Origin of the sequence: Arenimonas soli, assembly GCF_014643775.1 — a bacterium.
GTDB lineage: Bacteria > Pseudomonadota > Gammaproteobacteria > Xanthomonadales > Xanthomonadaceae > Arenimonas > Arenimonas soli.
Genome location: NZ_BMKC01000003.1, coordinates 320,433 through 341,635, shown reverse-complemented (window position 1 = coordinate 341,635; position 21,203 = coordinate 320,433). Strand labels below are relative to the sequence as shown.

General features: G+C 68.1%; 19 protein-coding genes. 15 read left to right on the top strand and 4 right to left on the bottom strand.

The annotated features are described in order from the left end of the window. Positions 1–7: 7 nt before the first annotated feature. From IEX13_RS12230 to sucC, 3 genes are read right to left on the bottom strand one after another with little or no spacing between them, the layout of a single operon-like run. Positions 8–2,005, bottom strand: coding sequence for an acyltransferase family protein (locus IEX13_RS12230; protein ID WP_268235900.1), 1,998 nt, complete (start codon positions 2,003–2,005; stop codon positions 8–10). 52 nt (positions 2,006–2,057) lie between these two features. After that, positions 2,058–2,933: a succinate--CoA ligase subunit alpha gene (gene sucD / locus IEX13_RS12225; protein ID WP_188664714.1), complete on the bottom strand. Its 876-nt coding sequence runs from the start codon at positions 2,931–2,933 to the stop codon at positions 2,058–2,060. A 20-nt stretch (positions 2,934–2,953) separates the two neighbouring features. Beyond that, the gene (gene sucC, locus IEX13_RS12220; RefSeq protein ID WP_188664711.1) at positions 2,954–4,114 is read right to left on the bottom strand and encodes an ADP-forming succinate--CoA ligase subunit beta; all 1,161 of its coding nucleotides are present in this window, start codon (positions 4,112–4,114) and stop codon (positions 2,954–2,956) included. Positions 4,115–4,229: 115 nt separating this feature from the next. Here sucC and IEX13_RS12215 point away from each other — a divergent pair, with 115 nt between their 5' ends. The 14 genes from IEX13_RS12215 (at position 4,230) to IEX13_RS12150 (ending at position 18,482) form a co-directional block, all read left to right on the top strand. After that, positions 4,230–5,864, top strand: coding sequence for a sensor histidine kinase (locus tag IEX13_RS12215; protein WP_188664708.1), 1,635 nt, complete (start codon positions 4,230–4,232; stop codon positions 5,862–5,864). A gap of 50 nt (positions 5,865–5,914) precedes the next feature. Further along, positions 5,915–7,300 (top strand): sigma-54-dependent transcriptional regulator, encoded by a 1,386-nt coding sequence (locus IEX13_RS12210; RefSeq protein WP_188664704.1) that lies wholly within the window; start codon positions 5,915–5,917, stop codon positions 7,298–7,300. A gap of 282 nt (positions 7,301–7,582) precedes the next feature. Further along, positions 7,583–7,993 carry a pilin gene (locus IEX13_RS12205; RefSeq protein ID WP_188664703.1) on the top strand — a complete coding sequence of 137 codons (411 nt, stop codon included), beginning with the start codon at positions 7,583–7,585 and terminating at the stop codon, positions 7,991–7,993. Between the two features lie 108 nt (positions 7,994–8,101). Further along, complete coding sequence (locus IEX13_RS12200; RefSeq protein WP_188664701.1) at positions 8,102–8,512, top strand: pilin; 411 nt, start codon at positions 8,102–8,104, stop codon at positions 8,510–8,512. Positions 8,513–8,605: 93 nt separating this feature from the next. Beyond that, positions 8,606–10,495, top strand: a complete 1,890-nt coding sequence (locus tag IEX13_RS12195; RefSeq protein WP_188664699.1) for a hypothetical protein — start codon at positions 8,606–8,608, stop codon at positions 10,493–10,495. Beyond that, complete coding sequence (locus tag IEX13_RS12190) at positions 10,492–11,358, top strand: glycosyltransferase family 2 protein (RefSeq protein WP_188664697.1); 867 nt, start codon at positions 10,492–10,494, stop codon at positions 11,356–11,358. Before IEX13_RS12195 ends, IEX13_RS12190 begins: the two co-directional genes overlap by 4 nt. Next, positions 11,342–12,268 carry a hypothetical protein gene (locus tag IEX13_RS12185; protein ID WP_188664695.1) on the top strand — a complete coding sequence of 309 codons (927 nt, stop codon included), beginning with the start codon at positions 11,342–11,344 and terminating at the stop codon, positions 12,266–12,268. The genes IEX13_RS12190 and IEX13_RS12185 overlap by 17 nt, the downstream gene beginning before the upstream one ends. A 73-nt stretch (positions 12,269–12,341) precedes the next feature. After that, positions 12,342–13,112 carry a glucose-1-phosphate cytidylyltransferase gene (gene rfbF, locus IEX13_RS12180; RefSeq protein ID WP_188664693.1) on the top strand — a complete coding sequence of 257 codons (771 nt, stop codon included), beginning with the start codon at positions 12,342–12,344 and terminating at the stop codon, positions 13,110–13,112. After that, the gene (gene rfbG, locus IEX13_RS12175) at positions 13,094–14,200 is read left to right on the top strand and encodes a CDP-glucose 4,6-dehydratase (RefSeq protein ID WP_229668544.1); all 1,107 of its coding nucleotides are present in this window, start codon (positions 13,094–13,096) and stop codon (positions 14,198–14,200) included. The genes rfbF and rfbG overlap by 19 nt, the downstream gene beginning before the upstream one ends. Then, on the top strand, positions 14,197–14,748 hold the full coding sequence (locus tag IEX13_RS12170; protein ID WP_188664691.1) for a dTDP-4-dehydrorhamnose 3,5-epimerase family protein: 552 nt from the start codon (positions 14,197–14,199) through the stop codon (positions 14,746–14,748). Before rfbG ends, IEX13_RS12170 begins: the two co-directional genes overlap by 4 nt. Continuing rightward, on the top strand, positions 14,745–15,968 hold the full coding sequence (locus IEX13_RS12165) for a class I SAM-dependent methyltransferase (protein ID WP_188664688.1): 1,224 nt from the start codon (positions 14,745–14,747) through the stop codon (positions 15,966–15,968). The genes IEX13_RS12170 and IEX13_RS12165 overlap by 4 nt, the downstream gene beginning before the upstream one ends. Then, positions 15,965–17,089 (top strand): DegT/DnrJ/EryC1/StrS family aminotransferase, encoded by a 1,125-nt coding sequence (locus IEX13_RS12160; RefSeq protein WP_188664675.1) that lies wholly within the window; start codon positions 15,965–15,967, stop codon positions 17,087–17,089. Before IEX13_RS12165 ends, IEX13_RS12160 begins: the two co-directional genes overlap by 4 nt. Continuing rightward, a complete protein-coding gene (locus IEX13_RS12155; protein WP_188664672.1) occupies positions 17,086–17,739 on the top strand; it encodes a NeuD/PglB/VioB family sugar acetyltransferase in 654 nt (217 codons plus the stop codon). Before IEX13_RS12160 ends, IEX13_RS12155 begins: the two co-directional genes overlap by 4 nt. Further along, on the top strand, positions 17,736–18,482 hold the full coding sequence (locus tag IEX13_RS12150) for a cephalosporin hydroxylase family protein (RefSeq protein ID WP_188664651.1): 747 nt from the start codon (positions 17,736–17,738) through the stop codon (positions 18,480–18,482). The genes IEX13_RS12155 and IEX13_RS12150 overlap by 4 nt, the downstream gene beginning before the upstream one ends. Positions 18,483–18,490: 8 nt before the next feature. Here the strand turns inward: IEX13_RS12150 and IEX13_RS12145 are convergent, their stop codons facing one another. Beyond that, a complete protein-coding gene (locus tag IEX13_RS12145; RefSeq protein ID WP_188664649.1) occupies positions 18,491–19,345 on the bottom strand; it encodes a glycosyltransferase family 2 protein in 855 nt (284 codons plus the stop codon). 132 nt (positions 19,346–19,477) lie between these two features. Here IEX13_RS12145 and pilB point away from each other — a divergent pair, with 132 nt between their 5' ends. Beyond that, on the top strand, positions 19,478–21,202 hold the full coding sequence (gene pilB, locus IEX13_RS12140; protein ID WP_188664647.1) for a type IV-A pilus assembly ATPase PilB: 1,725 nt from the start codon (positions 19,478–19,480) through the stop codon (positions 21,200–21,202). Position 21,203 lies beyond the last annotated feature (1 nt).

The window sequence follows — 21,203 nt, the reverse complement described above, 5'->3', positions numbered from 1 at the left end:
GGATGCCTCACTTGGCGTTGTTGGCAGGGACGGGAACGCCCCCGAGTTCGAAGCGGGCCGGCTCCGCAGCCAGTTCGGCCGCGAACGCTTTCGCGGCCGTGGACGACACATGGTCATCATCCCAGAACAGTCCGTAACCATCCTTCACTGCGGGACATTCGGTCGCCGAGCAGAAGAAGTCCGTCGGGTCGATTACCTGCACGTTCGGCAGTCCGGCCGCGGCCGTCAACAGCGCCTGCCGGGCCGGCAGGACCAGGCGCTCGTATTCATCGCGCGGACGCGTGCACTCGGAAAGCCGCGAGGTCCCGATGCAGTCGGGTGCGTCGAAGCGCAGCACCGGCGTCGGACCGATGACCAGCACCCGGCGCGCATGCCTTGACGCCATCGCGAGGGTATCGCGCAGGCCCACCGTGATTTCGGACGGCGACGGTGATTCGGCCACGGTGCGTGACCGCCGCGCGAGCTCGTGTTCGGAGAACAGGGCGATGTCCAGGTGGGCCGGCCACCGGGCCGCGAGGATCAGTGTGTCGTACTGCCGGGCCTCGATGCGTTGGCGGACGAGCGCGTTGAACGCCGCGCAGTTTTCGCCGAAACCGGGCGCCGCCGGAAGGTGTCCGCGGTAACCCGGCACCGGCGGGCAGGCATCCATCGTGTGGGCCTCCGCGGCGACGCCCGCCTGTTGCGCAAGCAACCACGCCAGCGGCTTCCAGGCCAGGGCGTGCGAATCTCCCCAGATGGCCAGCCGGGCGTCCCGGCCGGGCTGCGAGCCGCACGACCCCGGTGACAGGTGCGTGATCGTGTCGCTTTGGTCGAAGTGGCAGCGGGCCATGTCGGCGGGACGATCCTGCCGCGTCCGCGTCACAAGGTCCGATCCTTCCGCCCCGAGATTGATCGTCGTCAGCCCGAGTATGGCCACCAGCACGGCGGTCGAACCCAGCGTTCCGCGCCGCAGCACGGCTCCGGCGGTCCAGTTGCTGCGGCGGACCGGCATTTCGACGAAACGGTAGGTCAGCCAGGCCAGCAACACCGCCACGAGGCACAACATCAACCTCCAACCGGTGTCGGCCGGCGCCAGCCGGGTTTCCTGGTCAAGCGTCAGGATCGGCCAGTGCCACAGGTAGAGCGGGTAGGACACCAGGCCCAGCAACACCATCGGCCGCAAGGAAAGCATGCGGCCGACGATTCCCAGCCGCGGCGAATGATGCACGGCGTGGAGCACCAGGCCGGCCCCCGCCACCGACGACAGGGCCCCCAGCCCGGGGAAGCGCCAGCCCTGCTGCAGCAGCGAGGCCGACAGCACGATCAGGGCCAGACCCAGTCCGGCCTGTATCGTCGCCCTGCGCTCGCCCTGCGTCTGGCTGGCGCCCAGCGCGATCATGCCGCCGACGGCGAGCTCCCAGAACCTGGCCGGCATCTGGTAGAAGGCGGTGTCCGGCGACACGCCCAGCCAGTACTCGGCCACGAACAGGGAAACCAGGGACAGGACGCCCAGGACGACCAGGGGCCGGACCCGGACCAGACGAAACAGGCCGGCCAGCAGCAGCGGATAGACCAGGTAGAACTGCTCCTCGACCGCCAGCGACCACAGATGCAGCAACGGCTGGCTGTCCATGGCGGGATCGAAATACCCGCCGGCCCGAAGGTCGAAGTAGATGTTGGCGATGAACAGGACGGACGCGATCGCGGATTCGGCGAACTCCTGGAACCGACCGAGCCGTGGCAGCAACACGGCGGCAACCGCCACCGTCGCCACCAGCACCACCGCCAGGGCGGGGAGCAGGCGGCGCACGCGCCGGGCATAAAACGCCAGCAGGTCGATCCGGCCGGTGCCGCGCCATTCCTGGACCAGGATCGACGTGATCAGGTAACCGGAGATGACGAAAAAGACGTCAACCCCGATGAACCCGCCGGGCAGCAGCCCGGCGCTTGCGTGGTAAAGCACCACCGCCGTTACCGCGATGGCCCGCAGGCCATCGATTTCCGGGCGGTAGGCGGTCCCGCTCATCCCGGGTCCCTGGACGATCGACGCGACGCCGGCTGGCCCCGCATGGCCGGCCCTACTTCTTCAGCTTCGCCGCGATCGCCGCGCCCAGGTCACCGGGCGACTTGACGGTGGTGACGCCGGCCTTTTCCAGGGCCTCGAACTTGCCGGCCGCGGTGCCCTTGCCGCCGGAGGCGATGGCGCCGGCGTGGCCCATGCGCTTGCCGGCCGGGGCCGAGGCGCCGGCGATGAAGCCGACCACGGGCTTGGTCACGTACTGGGCGATGAACTCGGCCGCTTCCTCTTCGGCGCTGCCGCCGATTTCGCCGACCAGGATGATGCCTTCGGTCTGCGGGTCGTCCTGGAACAGCTTCAGGGCGTCGATGAAGTTGGTGCCGTTGATCGGGTCGCCGCCGATGCCGATGCAGGTGGACTGGCCCAGGCCGGCGTCGGTGGTCTGCTTCACGGCTTCATAGGTAAGCGTGCCCGAGCGCGAGACGATGCCGATCTTGCCGGGCATGTGGATGTGGCCCGGCATGATGCCGATCTTGCACTCGCCCGGGGTGATGACGCCGGGGCAGTTCGGGCCGACCAGCACGACGTCGTCGTAGCCGGCCAGGGTGTTTTTGACCCGCAGCATGTCCAGCACCGGGATGCCTTCGGTGATGCAGACGATGACCCGGATGCCGGCATCGGCCGCTTCCAGGATGGCGTCGGCCGCGAACGGCGGCGGCACGTAGATGACCGAAGCATCGGCGCCGGTTTCGGCCACGGCCTCGGACACGGTGTTGAAGACCGGCAGGCCGATGTGGGTGCTGCCACCCTTGCCCGGGGTGACGCCGCCAACGACCTTGGTGCCGTACTCGAGCATCTGCTCGGCGTGGAAGGTGCCCTGCTGGCCGGTGAAGCCCTGGACGATGACCTTGGTGTTCTTGTCGATCAAAACGCTCATGGAATGATTGTCCTTGGGGATCAGGCGGCGGCCGCGACGGCCTTCTTGGCGCCGTCGTTGATGTCGTCGGCGGGCTGGATGGCCAGGCCGGAGTTCTTGAGGATCTCCTTGCCCTTGTCCACGTTGGTGCCTTCCAGGCGCACGATGACCGGCACCTTGACGTCCACTTCCTTGACCGCGGCGATGATGCCCTCGGCGATCATGTCGCAGCGCACGATGCCGCCGAAGATGTTGACGAAGATGGCCTTGACGTCCGGGTCGCGCAGGATCAGCTTGAACGCCTCGGTGACGCGCTCCTTGTTGGCGCCGCCGCCGACGTCGAGGAAGTTCGCCGGCTCGCCGCCGTTGAGCTTGATCACGTCCATCGTGGCCATGGCCAGGCCGGCGCCGTTGACCATGCAGCCGATGTTGCCGTCCATGGTGACGTAGTTGAGGTCGTGCTGGCTGGCCAGCACCTCGGTTTCGTCTTCCTGGCGGATGTCGCGCATGGCCAGCAGGTCGGCGTGGCGGTAGCCGGCGTTGTCGTCGGAATTGATCTTGCCGTCGAGCACGGCCAGGTCGCCGTTGGTCAGGATGGCCAGCGGGTTGAGTTCGACCAGGGCCAGGTCCTTTTCGTTGAACAGCTTGTACAGGCCCATCATGATCTTGGTCAGCTGGCCCACCTGCTTGGCGGTCAGGCCCAGGCTGAAGCCCAGCTCGCGGCACTGGTAGGGCTGCAGGCCCTGCACGTAGTTGACGTTGAGCGACTTGATGGCGTCCGGGTTGGTTTCGGCGACCTTTTCGATCTCGACGCCGCCCTCGGCGGAGGCGATGAAGGTGATGGACCGCGTGGCCCGGTCGACCAGCACCGACAGGTACAGTTCCTTGTCGATGTCGGTGGCCTGGGTCACCAGCACGCTGTCGACCGGCAGCTCGACGCCGGCGGTCTGGTAGGTGGACATCTTCGTGCCCAGCATGCCCTTGGCGTAGGCGCGGACCTCGTCCAGGGTCTTGGCCAGCTTGACGCCGCCGGCCTTGCCGCGCCCACCGGCGTGGATCTGCGCCTTGACGACCCAGAAGTCGCCGCCAATGGCCTTGGCCGCGTCCACGGCCTCGTCGGAAGTGCGCGCAACGCGGCCGGCCGGGACGGCGATGCCGTAGTCACCGAACAGCTGCTTGGCCTGGTATTCGTGGAAGTTCATGCCGATACCTGTATGGGGAGGGGGTCGCGAACGGGGGCGGTATTGTCGCCGACCCGGCCCACCCAACGCAAAAGCCCCTGCGCCAGGCGGCCGGCCGCGAGGCATACTGGGCGCCATGGCCCCTGCCCCCCGCAAATCGCCCGGACCCAGCCCCCAGCGCCGCGAGCTCTATTTTTTCAACCTGTATCGCATGCTGGAGGCGGCCCTGCTGGCCCTGGTCGCCTTCAGCCCGGCCGGGGAATACCTGCTGCAGATCCGCCAGCCGGCCCTGCTGCAGTCGGTGGTGGTGCTTTACACGGTGGCGGCCATCACCCTGCTGGTGGCCGGCTACCGGAGCGAGCTGCCGCCCTCGCGGCAGGCGGCGATCGGCCTGGGCATCGACATCGCCGTGGCCGCGGCGGTGTTCAGCACCACGTCCGGCAGCCAGGGCGGCGTGGCGCTGCTGCTGCTGTTCAACGTCGGCGCCGGCGCCCTGATCCTGTCCCAGCGCCTGGGCCTGGGTTTCGCGCTGGCGGCCTGCCTGGTGGTGCTGCTCGACAGCCTGTGGCTGCGCACGGTGGACATCGCCAATGCCCGGCCCCTGGCCGAATCGGTGATGTTCTCGGTGACCTACCTGGCCACGGCCGTGCTGTGCGAACTGCTCAGCCGGCAGGTGCTGGAATCGCAGGCCCTGGCCGAACAACGCGGTGAAGAACTGGCCAACCAGGCCGAAATCAACGAACTGGTGATCCGGCGCATGCGCACCGGCATCCTGGTGGTGGACGGCGAGCACCGGGTGAAGGTCTGCAACGAAGCCGCCTGGGGCCTGCTGGGCAAGCCTTCGCCGGACCGCCGGCAACTGGCCGACATCGCCATGAGCCTGCACCGGGCCCTGCTTGCCTGGCGCCAGGGCCGCGGCGAAACCCCCAAGGCCATGACCCTGGGCGAAGGCGCGCCCGAGGTGCTGCCGCGCTTCGTTTCGCTCAGCCTCACCGACAACCTGTTCCTGATCTTCCTCGACGACAGCCGGCTGTACTCGGACCGGGCCGAAGAGCTGACCCTGGCCACCCTGGGCCGGCTGTCGGCCTCGATCGCCCACGAGATCCGCAACCCCCTGGCGGCGATCATGTATTCGGTGCAGTTGCTGGAGGAAACCGCCCAGCTGCCCGAAGCCGACCAGCGCCTGCTGGAAATCATCCACACCCAGTGCCAGCGCATGAACGGCATCGTCCAGGACATCCTGGGCCTGGCCCGGCGCGAGCGCAGCCAGCCCGAGTCGATCGACATCAGCCAGTTCGCCCGGCGCTTCGTGGACGAGTACCGGGCCAGCCACCCCCTGGAGACCGACGTGCTGCAGGCCGTCAGCGAGCGCAGCGTGCTGGCCATGGCCGACCCGCGCCACCTGCACCAGGTGCTGACGATCCTGGTGCAGAACGCCCTGACCTATGGCCGCCTGCCCGGCGAGCCGGCCAAGGTCACCGTATCGGTGCGCAGCGCCCCGCCCGGGGCCCCGCCGGAACTGAACGTGATCGACCGCGGCCCGGGCATCCCGGCGCCGGTGGCCGCGCAGATCTTCACTCCTTTCTATACGACCAGCGAACACGGGACCGGCCTGGGCCTCTACATCGCCCAGCAATTGTGCGAGGCCAACCAGTGCAGCCTGAGCTACCAGCCGGTGCCCGGCGGGGGCAGCTGCTTCCGCATCATCTTGCCGCCGGGCATGACCCTGATGCAGCACGACACCAGCCCGGACCGGCTAAATCTGGCCTGAAACACCCGGCATCGGCTAATGTACGGGTGTCCCCAGCCCCCCGAACCCGCATGGCCACCGCCCGCAGCGCCCTGGTAGTAGATGACGAGCGCGACATCCGGGAACTGCTTGTCCTGACCCTGGGCCGCATGGGCCTGCGGGTGGACACCGCGGCGGACCTGGCGTCGGCCCGTGCGCAGCTGGCCCAGGCAAGCTACGACCTGTGCCTGACCGACATGCGCCTGCCCGACGGTTCGGGCCAGGAGCTGATCGAACACATCGCGCAGAAGTACGCCGACATCCCCGTGGCCATGATCACCGCCTTCGGCAACGTCGAGGCCGCGGTGACGGCCCTGAAGGCCGGAGCCTTCGACTTCGTCACCAAACCGGTGGACCTTGCCGTGCTGCGGCGCCTGGTGCAGCACGCGCTGGACCTGAACCAGCAGCGCAAGACCGCGCCGGCCAGCGCCCGCCTGCTGGGCGACTCGGCGCGCATGCAGCAACTTCGCCAGACCATCGGGCGCGTCGCGCGCAGCCAGGCGCCGGTGTACATCAGCGGCGAATCGGGCGTCGGCAAGGAACTGGTCGCCCGGCTTATCCACGAACAAGGCTCGCGCGCCGGCGGCGCCTTCGTGCCGGTGAACTGCGGCGCCATTCCTTCCGACCTGATGGAAAGCGAGCTCTTCGGCCACAAGAAGGGCAGCTTCACCGGCGCCCACGTGGACAAGGAGGGCCTGTTCCAGGCGGCGCAGGGCGGCACGCTGTTCCTGGACGAAGTCGCCGAACTGCCCCTGCACATGCAGGTGAAGCTGCTGCGCGTTATCCAGGAAAAATGCGTGCGCCCGGTCGGAGCACCGGCGGAGCTGCCCGTGGACGTGCGCATCCTCTCGGCCACGCACAAGAACCTGGCCAAGCTGGTCGAAGAAGGCCGCTTCCGCCAGGACCTGTACTACCGCATCAACGTGATCGAACTGGCCGTGCCGCCGCTGCGCCAGCGCCGCGAGGACATCCCGCAGCTGGCCGAAGCCATCCTCAAGCGCCTGGCCGGCGAAACCGCCGACACCCTGCCGGCGCTGAGCGAAGAAGCCGAAGCGGCCCTGACCGCCTACCCCTTCCCAGGCAACGTGCGCGAGCTCGAGAACATCCTCGAGCGCGCGGTGGCCCTGTGCGACGGCCAGAGCATCGAAGTGGCCGACCTCTACCTGCCGCAGGTGGACAGCCTGATCGGTACCGAGGACGACATGCCGCTGCGGCCCGTCGCCGCCGCGCCCTCGCCCGCCGTGCCGCCCGGCATGGCCGATGGCACCGCTCTGCCCGACGCCATCGAGCAGATGGAGCGCGAAACCATCCAGAAGGCGCTGGAAGCGAACCGCTACAACAAGACCAAGACGGCGGCGCAGCTGGGCATCACGTTCCGGGCGCTGCGCTACAAGCTCAAGAAGCTGGGGATGGAGTGACGCGCGGCCAGGGCCAAGCGTGAAGCCCGTCACAGTCTCGATTGGCAGAAACTGACGCCCCGCGTCACATTCTGACCCTTGCAGCGAAAAGCGTGCGAAATGTCCCGTTTCTGTCTGGCCTTGCGTTGAACCTTGTGCCTATATTCCGGCCTGTGCCGCACCCTCCGGGGACTGGCACAGTTGATGCTTCACTAACAAAGCACGTGCTTCGGTGCGGCAGCCCAAGGACGGGGTCAACCGTCCGGACACGTGACAATCACAATCCACCTAGGGGATTTACCCATGAAGAACATCCAGAAAGGCTTCACCCTGATCGAACTGATGATCGTGGTTGCGATCATCGCGATCCTGGCCGCCATCGCCCTGCCGCTGTACCAGGACTACATCGCCCGTTCGCAGGCGACTGCCGGCCTGGCCGACATCCGTGGCGGCGTGACCGCGTTCGAAGAGTACGTCCAGCGTGGTAGCGGCGCCGCCGTCACCAACAACATCGTTGGCCTGCGCTCCTCGACCCCGCGTTGCTCGGCCATCACCACCACCGCCGGCAACAACGGCAGCATCGCCTGCACCATCCGTGGCAACCCGAGCGTGAACGGCTTCGCCGTCACCCTGACCCGCGTGTCCGCCAGCGGCGCCTGGAACTGCTCCAGCTCCATCCCGCTGACCAAGCACCGTCCGGGCAACTGCCAGTAATACCGCTGCATCGCGTCAAAACAGGGGGCGGCATTCGCCGCCCCCTGCTCCGCCCCCCCCCGCCTCTGCCCCCCAGCCCCCGTCTCAACTCCAGACCGCAGGTGGGTTATGCACAAGCGTTCCCAAGGCTTCACCCTCATCGAACTGATGATCGTCGTTGCGATCATCGCCATCCTCGCCGCCATTGCCGGCGCGACCTACCGCGATTACGTGATCCGGGCGCAGCTTACCGGCGGCCTCGCTGACATCACCGCGGGCCGAGTCACCTTCGAATCCCGCCTGGTGGCGGACGGCAGCGCGACCTTCACCGTGTCCGACCTCGGGCTGACGAGCCGCACCCCGCGCTGCAACCCGATCAACATCAACGCCTCGCCGACCGGCTTCATCGAGTGTGTCCTGGTGGGCCATCCCTCCATCAACGGCGGCGCCCTGCGCCTGACCCGGGACTCGACCGGCACCTGGCGTTGCGTCGCACCGGCGGGCACGTCGAACCGCCACAAACCGCCCACCTGCGCCTGATACGCGGGCGCCGGCAATTCGCCGGTCCCGGGCCGCAACCGTAGCGGCGGAAATCCGTACACTGGGGCCTTCGCCCGAGATGAACGCGCCCTGATGACACCGAAATCCTACGCAAGCGCCCTTTTCCCCCTGGCACTTGCGGTGCTCACGCTGCTGGCCTTCTGGCCCGGGCTCACCGGCGGCTTCATGTTCGACGACTTCTCGAACATCGTCCGCGACGAGATGGTGCACGCCGAAACGATAGACCTCGATTCCCTGCAGCGGGCGGCGAAAGCCTACCCGGGCCCACCCGGGCGTCCGCTCGCGACCATGTCGCTCGCCGTTGACTACTCGCTGTGGGGCCTCAACCCCTGGGGCTTCAAGCTCACCAACCTGTTCCTGCACGTGCTCAATGCGCTGCTGGTGTTCGCCCTGCTGCGCCGGCTGCTTCCGCTCTCGAACGCACCCGCAAGATGGGGCGCCGCGGCGGCCTTCGCCATCGCCACGTTCTGGGCCATCCACCCGCTGCAGGTTTCGACGGTCATGTACGTGGTGCAGCGCATGGAAATGCTGTCGCTGACCTTCGTGCTGCTGGCCCTGCTGGCCTACCTGCGCGGGCGCCGGAACCAGATCGCCGGGCAATCGGGCTGGCTCTGGCTGTCCGCCAGCGCGGCCCTGGCGCTGGTTGGCCTGTTCGCCAAGGAAACGGCGGTGCTGTTCCCGGCCTACGCCCTGGCCCTGGAGCTTACGGTGCTCCAGTTCCGGGCCAGCCAACCGCGCACGACCCGGCTGCTGCGTTTGGCTTTCGCAACGGGCGTGGCGGTGGCCGTCGCGCTGTTCGTGTTCTGGGTCATCCCGAAATACGCCAGCGCCGAGGCCTACAACATCCGCGACTTCAGCCTGGCCGAGCGACTGATGACGCAGCTGCGGGTCCTGCCGATGTACCTGGGCTGGATCGTGCTGCCGACGCCGTCGAGCTACGTCTTCTACTACGACAGCTACCAGGTCTCCAAAGGCTGGCTCGACCCGGCGACCACGCTCGTGGGTGGACTGTTCATGACCGCCCTGGTCGCCGCCGCGTTCGCGCTACGTCGACGGCTGCCGATGGTGAGCCTGGGCCTGTTCTGGTTCCTTGCCGCGCATCTGCTCACCAGCAATGTCTTCCCGCTTGAACTGGTTTACGAACACCGCAACCACTTCGCCTTGCTCGGCGTGCTGCTTGCCATCGCCGAGCTCGTGCGCCGCCTCCCGGAGAGCGACGTGCCGCGCGTGCGCCAGATCGCCGTAGTGCTCCTTATCGTCGGCCTGTCCGGCCTGACCCTTATCCGCAGCGCGACCTGGGGCAACAGCCTGAACCTGTCCATGGCGCTGGTGCAGAAGAATCCGGACTCTTCGCGCGCCAGCATGGACCTGGGCGAACACTACATGCTACTGGCGGGCAACGACCCCACGTCGCCCTTCTACGCCAAGGGCGTGCAGGAATTCGAACGGGGCTCCCGGGTCCCCGACGCGTCCCCGATGCCCGAGCAGGGGCTGATCGTCTACGCCGCCCTGGCCGGCCAGCCGACCCAGCAGGCCTGGTGGGACCGGGTGGTGCACAAGCTCAAGACCCGCGCGATCGGCCCGCAGGAGATCGGCATGATCGTCGACCTGCTGCGCATGCGCCACGAAGGCGTCGAGTTCGACGATGCCCGTTTCGCCGACGCCTATCTGGTGCTGGTCAATCGCATCGACATGCCCGCGACCCAGTACTACGCCTTCGCCGAACACGCACTCAAGTTCCTGGGCGACGAACAGCTTGCCAGTGGCCTGCTGCAGCTGGTCGTGGACAAGAGCCTGGACGAGCCCGAGTTCATCCGGGACGTGATCGAGTCGCTCGAGCGCGAAGGCTACGGCATGACGGCACGCATGGTGGCCGGCTACGCCCGCGAAATCGGCCTGGTGGACGTACCGCTGCCACCGCTGCCCGAAGCGACCACCGTCCCGGCGGAGGAAGCTCAGTGACCGAGCGCTCCACCCCGCTGGTCAGCATCGGCGTCGCGATCTACAACGAGTCCGCCTACATCGACCAGACGCTGCGTTCGCTGCGGGCCCAGGACTACCCGCGGCTGGAAATCGTGGTGTGCGACAACGCGTCCACCGACGCGACCCTGGACATCTGCCGCGCCCATGCCGCCGAAGATCCGCGCATCCGGATCGAACCCGCAAGCAGCAACCTGGGCGCGACGGCGAACTTCCGCAGGGCCGTCGATCTGGGCACGGGCGACTATTTCATGTGGGCCGCCGGCCACGATCTGTGGACGCCGGGGCTGGTGTCCGAATGCGTGCACCTGCTCGAGTCCCATCCCGAAGCCAGCCTGGCCTTCGCCAGTTCCCGCTGGATGGGCCCCGACGGCGAGCCGCTGCCGCGGGAGACCGGCTGGACCGACACCCGCGGCCTCGGCCCGGCCGGCCGCTTCTTCAGCGTCCTGTGGGGCAACATGCATCCGGTCATGGGCCTGATCCGGCGCGACCGGCTTGTCGCCTGCGGACCCTTGCCGGGCATCGTCGGCGGTGACCTGGTGCTGCTGTCCGCGCTGGCACTGCGTGGCGACTTCCTGCATGCGCCGGGTTCGACCTGGTCGCGCCGGGACCAGCGTATCGAACAGAGCTACCGGCAAAAGCTGCGGCGCTACACCTCGAGCGAGTCAGGCGTGACCCAGTCGAGGCTCGACCGGATGTTCCCGCTGCTGGCGCTGCCGCTGGCGCTGTCCCGCCTGGTGCTGCGCTCGAAGCAGCCGCTCGGCGACCGCCTGGTGATGTTTGCCGCGCTGGTTCCCTCGCTGTTGCTGCGACTGATGGTTGGACGCCGTGCCCCCCGTGCATGAGGGTTCCACGACCCTGGCCAGGTCCCTGGTGCAAGCCACCCTGCGCTGGGCGCGGCGCCTGTTCCTTCCATTGGCCCTGGCCTTCTTTGCGTTCGCCGCCTGGGCCAGCCGTGATGTCGTGGCTGAAGTTGTCGTCCGGGCGGAAGTGCGCCTGCTGCTGGCCGCCGTCGCCACCTGGTGCAGCCTGCACCTGCTCACGCCGCTGACCACGCGCCTGGCCCTGGCCGCCCTGGGCGTGCCCATCGACTACCGCACCGCGCTGCACATCCATATCCGGCGCCTGCCCGCGCGCTACCTGCCCGGCGGCATCTGGCAGACCGTGAGCCGCGTGGCCGACCTGCGCGCGATGGGCGTGGGCAAGTCACAGCTCGCCGCGCTGGTCGCGCTGGAGAATGCAGCGCCGCTGGCTGTGGCAATGTTGCTGGCCGGCGCGTGGCTCGCGATCGCCGGCGCCACGGCCGTCCCTGCACCCGCCCTGCTCGCCGCGGGAGGCGGGCTGGCGCTGTGCTTGCCGTGGCTGATGCACCGCGCCCTGCCGGGCATCGGCCGGATCCGGCTTCGGCACTACCTGGGCGTGCTCGGAAGCTGCGCCGTGTTCTGGATGGTGGCCGCCGGCGCATTCGCCTGCTACTGGAGCGCCTTTCCCGACGCCCGTGCCGAAGCCGACCTGCCCTCGCTGCTGGGCACCTACCTGCTGGCATGGTCCGCGGGTTTCGCGGCGATCTTCGCGCCGCAGGGCATCGGCGTGTTCGAATCGGTCGCCGCGCTGATGCTGGACGGCCGGCTGTCCTTCGCACTGGTCGCCGTGATGGTCGCCGGATTCCGGGCCGCGACACTGACCGGGGACCTGCTTGCCTACCTCATGGCCAAGGGCGCGTTCGGCGTCTGGTCGCGCACGCCGTCGAATTGACACGTTTCTTCCGCAAAGGCTCTAATCGCCGGAGCCCTGTGCACGCGGCCGGCGGCCCAGACCTGGAGATTCCATGAAAGCGGTAATCCTCGCCGGCGGACTCGGGACCCGGCTCAGTGAAGAGACGGTCCTGCGACCCAAGCCGATGATCGAGATCGGCGGCAAACCCGTGCTCTGGCACATCCTGAAGATCTACGCCTGCCACGGCGTCAATGACTTCGTCATTTGCCTGGGCTACAAGGGCTACATGGTGAAGGAGTACTTCGCCAACTATTTCCTGCACTCCTCCGACGTCACCTTCGACCTTGCCAGCAATCGCATGGAGGTCCACCACCGGCATGCCGAACCCTGGCGCGTGACCCTGGTCGACACCGGCGAACACACCCAGACCGGCGGCAGGTTGCGCCGCGCCGCCGAATACCTGGACGGGGAGACGTTCTGCTTCACCTACGGGGACGGCGTGTCGGACGTGGACATCAGCGCGCAGCTGGACCTGCACCGCGAGCGCGGCACGCTGGCGACGGTGTGCGCGGTGCAGCCGCCGGGCCGCTTCGGCGCGCTCGACATCGACGGCAGCCGCATCACCCGGTTTACCGAAAAACCGCTTGGCGACGGCTCCTGGATCAATGGCGGTTTCTTCCTGCTCGAGCCCGGCGCCATCGACTACATACAAGGCGACGACACCGTGTGGGAGCGCGAGCCCATGGAGAACCTCGCACGCGACGGCCAGTTGTCGGCATACACGCACCGGGGTTTCTGGCAGCCCATGGACACGCTCCGCGACCGGACGAAGCTCGAGGACCTGTGGAAGACCGGGAAGGCGCCGTGGAAACGCTGGGACTGACCGGCCTGTTCGAGGGCGCGTATGCCGGTCGCCGCGTGCTGGTGACCGGGCACACCGGGTTCAAGGGGTCGTGGCTGGCACTGTGGCTGCATGCGCTCGGGGCGAAGGTCGCGGGCTTCGCGCTGCCCGCCGACACGGCCCCTTCGCACTGGCTCGGCCTTGACCTGGGCCTGGCGGACGAAACCCTGGCCGACCTCGTCGACCGGGACGCGATCACGGCGGCACTGGCGCGTTTCCAGCCCGAACTGGTGCTGCACCTCGCGGCCCAGCCGCTGGTGCGGCGCAGCTACCGCGACCCGTCCCGCACCTTCGCGGTCAATGTTGGCGGCCTGGTCAACCTGTTCGAAGCCGTCCGGGCCTGCCCCAGCGTCCGGGCCGTGCTCAACGTCACCACCGACAAGGTCTACGAACCCCCCTGCCCGGCGACGGGTTACGCCGAATCCCATGCCCTGGGTGGCCACGACCCTTACAGCGCCTCCAAGGCCTGCGCCGAAATCGTGTCCGCCAGTTACCGCCGCAGCTTCTTCCAGGCGGGCACGAACCCGACCGGCGTCGCATTGGCGACCGCACGCGCCGGCAATGTCGTCGGCGGTGGCGACTGGGCCGAAGACCGGCTGGTGCCCGACCTTGTCCGCGCCATCGCCGCCGACCGGCCACTGGCGTTGCGCAATCCCGGCGCGACCCGGCCATGGCAGCACGTGCTCGAACCGCTGGCCGGATACCTGGAAATCGGGCGGCGCCTGCTGGCCGGCGAGGCCGTGGCGCAGGCCTGGAACCTGGGTCCGGCAACGGGCGACGTGCTGTCGGTGCACGACGTCGTGCAGCGCCTGCGGCGGCACTGGCCGGACCTGCAGGTCCAGTCGGATGCCGGACCCCACCCGCACGAAGCACCCGAACTCGTGCTCGACAGCCGTGCGGCGGACGCGGCCCTGGGCTGGCGCCCGGTTTGGGACGCCGGCCAGGCCATGGACCGCACCGCGGCCTGGTATCGCGATTTCCTCCGCCATGGCCACGGCGACAGCGTCGGCGACCTCACCGCCTACGTCCGCGACGCACGCGTCGCGGGCCTTGCCTGGGCGGGCGGATGAAGCTGCATCCGACGCCACTGCCGGGGCTCATGCTGGCCCAGTCCGCCAGCCACGACGACGAGCGTGGCCGGTTCCAGCGCGTTTACTGCGCAGGGGCCCTGGCCGAGGCCGGGCACGCGCTGCCGGTATCGCAGGCCAACGTCTCGCTTACCCGCGGCCGGGGCGCCCTGCGCGGCTTGCACTTCCAGCATCCGCCCGCCGGGGAATCCAAACTCGTGCGCTGCCTGCGCGGCCGCGTTTTCGACGTGGCCGTGGACCTGCGCGCGGGTTCGCCGACCTTCCTGCGCTGGTTCGGCACGGAACTGGCCGGCGGCGACTCCCTCGCCATGCTTATCCCGGCGGGATTCGCCCATGGCTTCCAGGTGCTCGGGGACGAGGCGGAAATGCTCTACTTCCACAGCAGTCCCTGGAGCCCCGGTCACGAAGGTGGCCTGCGCCATGACGACCCCCGGCTGGGCATTGGCTGGCCGCTCCCCGTAGCGACGCTGTCCGACCGCGACCGCGGCCACCCCTTGCTCACGCCGGATTTCGCAGGAATCGAACCATGAAATGCCGTGCGTGCTCGCAGCCCCTTGAACGGGTGTTCCTGGACCTGGGCACCGCGCCCCCGTCCAACGCCTACCTGCAGGCCGCCGACCTGGCGCGCCCGGAGAGCTGGCTGCCGCTGAAGCTGCATACCTGCGATGCCTGCCTGCTGGTCCAGGTGGACGAGGTCGAGCGCCACGACCTGCTCTTTTCCGCCGAATACGCCTATTTCTCGTCGTATTCCAGGTCCTGGCTCGAGCATGCCGAACGCTACGTCGACACCGCGGTCGCACGGCTGGGGCTCGGGCCGCGGCATTGCGTAGTGGAACTGGCGTCCAACGACGGCTACCTGCTCCAGTACGTCGCGGCCCGGGGCATCCCCTGCCTCGGCATCGAACCCACCGAAAGCACGGCACGGGTCGCGCGCGAGCGCGGCATCGAAACCATCACCGAATTCTTCGGCGAAACCTTCGCCCGGCAGCTGCGCGAAGAACGCGGCAGCGCCGACCTGGTGATCGGCAACAACGTGCTGGCCCACGTGCCGGACATCAACGACTTCGTGGCGGGCATCGCCGCGCTGATCGGCCCCGAAGGCGTGGCCACGCTGGAATTTCCGCACCTGCTGGAACTGGTCGGCAAGCGGCAGTTCGACACCGTCTACCACGAACACTTTTCCTATCTTTCCCTGCACGTGGTGCGGCGCATCTTCGCCGCGCACGGCCTGCGGGTCTGGGACGTCGAATCCTTGCCCACCCACGGCGGTTCGCTGCGCGTCTGGGCCTGCCGGGAGCAGGCCAGCCACGCCGATTGCGCGGCGGTCGAGGCGATGGCCGCGACGGAACGGGCGGCAGGCATGCTCGAACCCGCCTGGTACGACGGCTTCCAGCGCCAGGCCGAGGCGGTGAAGGATGACTTCCTTGCCTTCCTGCTCGAACAAAAAAGGGCCGGCAGGAAGGTGGCCGGCTATGGCGCAGCCGCGAAGGGCAATACGCTGATGAACTTCGCCGGCGTGCGCGCGGACCTGGTGGCGTTCGTCGCCGATGCATCGCCCCACAAGCAGGGCCGTTACCTTCCCGGCTCCCGCATCCCGGTGGTTTCCCCGCAACGGCTCATCGACGAACGGCCTGACTTCGTCGTCGTGTTCCCCTGGAACCTCTACGACGAGATCAGCACCCAGATGGCCTGCGTCCGCGACTGGGGCGGCCGGTTCGTGCGCGCCGTCCCCTCCCTGGTGGTGTCATGAGCACGAACGCCTCCTCCCGGATCTTCTACACCAAGCCGTCGATCACCGACCGGGAGGTCGGCTACGCCACGGATGCAGCCACCACCGGCTGGGGCGAACGCTGCTACGAATACATCGGCCGCTTCGAGCGCGAATTTGCCGCCTACCTGGGCACGAGGCACGCCATCGCCACGTCCAGCGCCACCGGTGCCCTGCATCTGGGCATGGCCGGCCTGGACATCGGGCCGGGCGACGAAGTGATCCTGTGCGACAGCAACTGGATTGCGTCGGCGGCGCCGATCATCCACCTGGGCGCGACGCCGGTGCTGGTGGACGCCGACCCGGTCAGCTGGTGCCTGGATCCGGCGGCCGTCGAGGCCGCGATCACGCCGCGGACCAAGGCAATCCTGGCCGTGCACCTGTACGGAAACCTGTGCGACATCGATTCGCTTGCCGCCATCGCGCAACGCCATGGCCTGGCCTTGCTCGAGGATGCCGCCGAAGCCATCGGTTCGGCCTGGAAAGGCCGCAAGGCTGGAAGCATGGGCCGCTTCGGCGCCTTTTCCTTCCACGGGACCAAGACACTGACCACCGGCGAGGGCGGCATGTTCGTCACCAATGACGACACGCTGTATGAACGCGTCCTCACCCTTTCCAACCACGGGCGCGCACGCGGGGAGACCCGGCAGTTCTGGCCCGAGCGTGTTGGCTTCAAGTACAAGATGTCGAACGTGCAGGCCGCCATCGGCTGTGCCCAGCTCGAGCGCGTGGAAGAACTCGTGGCGGCCAAGCGTCGCATCTTCTCGGGTTACCGGGAGGCGCTGGACGGCTTGCCGCTGCGCATGAACCCCGAGCCGCCCGGCACCGTAAACGGTGTCTGGATGCCCACGATCGTCGTCGATGACGGCATCCGCTTCGACCGGGCGGACCTGCTCGCACGGTTCAAGGCCGACAACATCGACGGCCGGGTCTTCTTCTGGCCGCTTTCCGCGCTTCCACCCTTTGAACCTCGCCCCGGGCATGCCGTAAGCCATCGCCTATCGGCCCGCGGCGTGAACCTGCCCAGCTACCATGACCTGGGCGACGCCGAGATCGCGCGCGTCGCCGGCCACGTCCGCCGCCTGCTCGAGGCGGCGACATGAAGCCCGTGCTGTTCTGGGGCGCCACCGGCCAGGCCCGGGTGCTTCGCGAGGCCCTGCATGGCGTGGCCGAGGTGGTGGCCGTTTTCGACCTCGCCGACCTGCCGTCGCCTTTCGCCGGCGTGCCGATCCACACCGGTGAAGCTGGTTACGCGCGATGGGCCAGCCAGTACCGGGATGCCGCCGCGGTCGGGGCCTGCGTCGCCATCGGAGGCGGTCGCGGCCAGGACCGCCTTGCCCGCCAGCGCTGGCTGGAATCGAAGGGGCACGCGCCCCTGGACGTGCTCCATCCGCGCTCGTTCCAGGCCGGGGATGCCCGGATCGGACGGGGCTGCCAGCTGCTGGCGATGAGCGCGGTTTGCTCCGGCGCCTGGCTCGGCGACGCCGTGATCGTCAACACGCACGCCTCCGTCGACCACGACTGCCGCCTGGGCGACGGCGTCCACGTCGGCCCCGGCGCCCGGCTGGCCGGAGAGGTCGTAATCGGCGACCATGCCTTCATCGGCACGGGTGCGGTCATTCTTCCGCGCATCCAGGTCGGCCCGGGGGCCACGGTGGGTGCCGGTGCCGTGGTAACCCGCAACGTCGCCCCGGGCGAAACCGTCGTGGGCAACCCGGCGCGCCCCCTTCCTCAGGAACGTCCAAGCGCATGAGCAGCAAAGCCCACGAAACGCCCGAAGCCCGATTCGCCAGCGAAGTCGCCGACAACATCCGCGGCCTCGGCCAGGACCAGGAACTGCAGGCGCTGTCCCGGGAATGGCTGCTCAAGACATTGCCGCACCGCTATTCATACAATTTCAGCTGGATGGGCCGGCCCATCATCCAGTATCCGCAGGACATGGTCGCCATGCAGGAGATCCTGTGGCGGGTGCAGCCCGACCTGATCGTCGAGACCGGCATCGCCCATGGCGGTTCACTCGTGTATTACGCGTCCCTGCTCGAACTCATCGGCAAGGGCGAGGTGCTCGGGATCGACATCGACATCAGGCCCCACAACCGGGCCGCCATCGAGGCGCACCCCATGGCGCGGCGCATCGCCATGCTGGAAGGCTCGAGCATCGATCCCGGCATCGTCGCCGAAGTCGGCCGGCGCGCCGCCGGACGCCGCACCCTGGTCGTGCTCGACTCCAACCACAGCCATGACCACGTGCTCCAGGAGCTTCGCGCCTACGCGCCGCTCACCAGTGTCGGCAGCTACTGCGTGGTGTTCGACACCGTGGTGGAGGACCTGCCCGCCGGCCTTTACCCGGATCGGCCCTGGGACGTCGGGAACAACCCAAAGACCGCCGTGGCGGCCTACGTGGCGGAGAACCCGGACTTCGAAGTGGACCAGGATGTCGACGCCAAGACGCTGATCAGCGTCGCGCCGGGCGGCTACCTCAGGCGGGTGCGCTGAACCCGCGATCAGGGGTCGCGGCGATAGGTCAGGTTGGTGATCTGCTCGGACACGAGCCCGATCAGGAAGACGATAACCGCCGCGCTCAGCAGCAGGGCGCTCATGTTGGTGAACCGGTGCAGGGTGGCGTAGGTGTAGGCGTAGTAGCCCAGCCCCACGGTGAAGAAGCCCAGCCCCACCGGCGCGAACAGCTTGAGCGGCGAATACAGGGTCGCGATCTTGAAGATGATCAACAGGAACCGGATGCCGTCCTTCAGCGGCCGGATGTGGCTGGAGGTCCCCACCCGGCGGTCGACCCGGATGGGCAGGTAGGCCACCGGATAGGCGCTGCGGAAGAAGGCCATGGTGCTGGTGGTCGGGTAGCTGAAACCGTTCGGCAGCAGGTGCAGGAACTCCTTGAACCGGTCCGCCCGCGCCACGCGAAAACCGGACGTCAGGTCCAGCACCCGGTGGCCGGTCATCCAGCTCGCCAGGCGGTTGTAGAGGCGATTGGCCAGACCGCGGCCGACGCTGGCCTGGCCGGACCCGTCGCGCGCGCCCACCACCATGTCGTAGCCCTCATCAAGCTTGGCCAGCAGTGCCGGGATTTGCCCGGGGTCGTGCTGGCCATCGGCGTCCAGGAACACCAGCACCTCGCCACCGGCCGCCCGGGCGCCCCGCTTGATCGCCGCGCCGTTGCCCATTGAATAGGGCGAGGACAGCACCCGGGCCCCGGCTGCGCGCGCGATGTCGGCGGTTTCGTCGGTCGAACCATCATCCACCACGATCATCTCGGCGCCCGGCAGGACCGCGGAAAGGGCCGGCAGTGTCCGGCGCAGACCCTCGGCCTCGTTCTTGGCTGGAAGGATGATGCTGATTTTCATGATTTCCCCGGATCCACCTGATTCTGGGGTACTTTACACGGACGCCCGGCAGCCGGGACGGCCCCGCAGGGGGCTGGCCGGATGGCTGTTTTGGGTTAGAGTGGCCGCCATGGCGCGGCTCGGGGAGGAAGGGTGAACGCCAACGCGACTGCCAACCTGGTGGGGATAACCGGCATTGCCCGGCGGCTGGTGCTGGATGGCCACCTGGCCGAGGCCGACGCCCGCAAGGCGCTGGACGAGGCCACCAAGGCCAAACAGCCGGTGCACCGCTACCTGCTGGACAAGAAGCTGGCCACCGCGGCCCATATCGCGGGGGCGAACGCGATCGAATTCGGCATGCCCCTGTTCGATGCCGCGGCACTGGACCTTAACCAGGCAGCCACCAAACTGGTCAGCGAAGAGCTGATCAACAAGCACCAGGCCCTGCCGCTGTACAAGCGCGGGAACCGGCTGTTCGTGGGCATTTCCGACCCCACCAACACCCGGGCACTGGACGAGATCAAGTTCGCCACCAACCTGACGGTTGAACCGATCCTGGTCGACGAGGACCGGCTGCGCAAAACCATCGAGCAGGCCCTGACGGCCTCGGATTCGATGGGCGACAGCATGGACGACGCCGAGGGGCTGGAAAACCTCGAGTCCAGCTCCGGCGACGACGATGCGGCCGACAACCTGGCCGACAGCAAGGGCGGCGACGACACCCCGGTGGTGCGCTTCGTCAACAAGGTGCTGCTGGACTCGATCAAGCGCGGCGCCTCGGACATCCACTTCGAGCCCTACGAAACCGAATACCGCGTGCGCCTGCGCATGGACGGCATCCTGCGCACCGTCGCCAAGGCCCCGGTCAAGCTGCATCCGCGCATCACCGCCCGCCTGAAGGTGATGGCGGCCCTGGACATCGCCGAACGCCGCCTGCCGCAGGATGGTCGCATCAAGCTCAACATCTCCAAGACCCGACAGATGGACTTCCGCGTGTCCACCTGCCCCACCCTGTTCGGCGAAAAGGTGGTGCTGCGCCTGCTCGACGGCAGCGCGGCCAAGCTGGGCATCGACAAGCTGGGCTACGAAGAAGACCAGAAGCAGCTCTACCTCGACGCCCTGGCCAAGCCCTACGGCATGATCCTGGTCACCGGCCCCACCGGCTCGGGCAAGACGGTGTCGCTGTACACCGGCCTGAACATCCTCAACACCGACGAGCGAAACATCTCCACCGCCGAGGACCCGGTCGAAATCCGCGTCCCGGGCATCAACCAGGTGCAGATGAACGTCAAGAAGGGCATGACCTTCGCGGCCGCGCTGCGCAGCTTCCTGCGCCAGGACCCGGACGTGATCATGGTCGGCGAAATCCGCGACCTGGAAACCGCCGAAATCGCGGTCAAGGCCGCCCAGACCGGCCACCTCGTGCTTTCCACCCTGCACACCAACGACGCCCCGCAGACGGTCAGCCGCCTGATGAACATGGGCATCGCGCCGTACAACATCACGTCGTCGGTGACCATCATCATCGCCCAGCGCCTCGCGCGCCGGCTGCACGACTGCAAGACCCCGGTGCAGCTGCCCGAGAACGCGCTGCTCGCCGAAGGCTTCACGCCGGAAGAAATCGCCGGGGGGATCACCCTCTACGAACCGGCCGGCTGCGACGACTGCAACGACGGCTACAAGGGTCGCCTGGGTATCTACCAGGTGATGCCGATGGCCGAAGGTATCCAGAAGATCATCCTCGAGGGCGGCAATGCCCTGCAGATCGCCGAGGCCGCCAAGCAGGCGGGCGTGCGCGATCTGAGGGAATCTGCCCTCATGAAGGCCAGGCAAGGCATCACCAGCCTGGCTGAAGTCAACCGCGTGACCAAGGACTAAG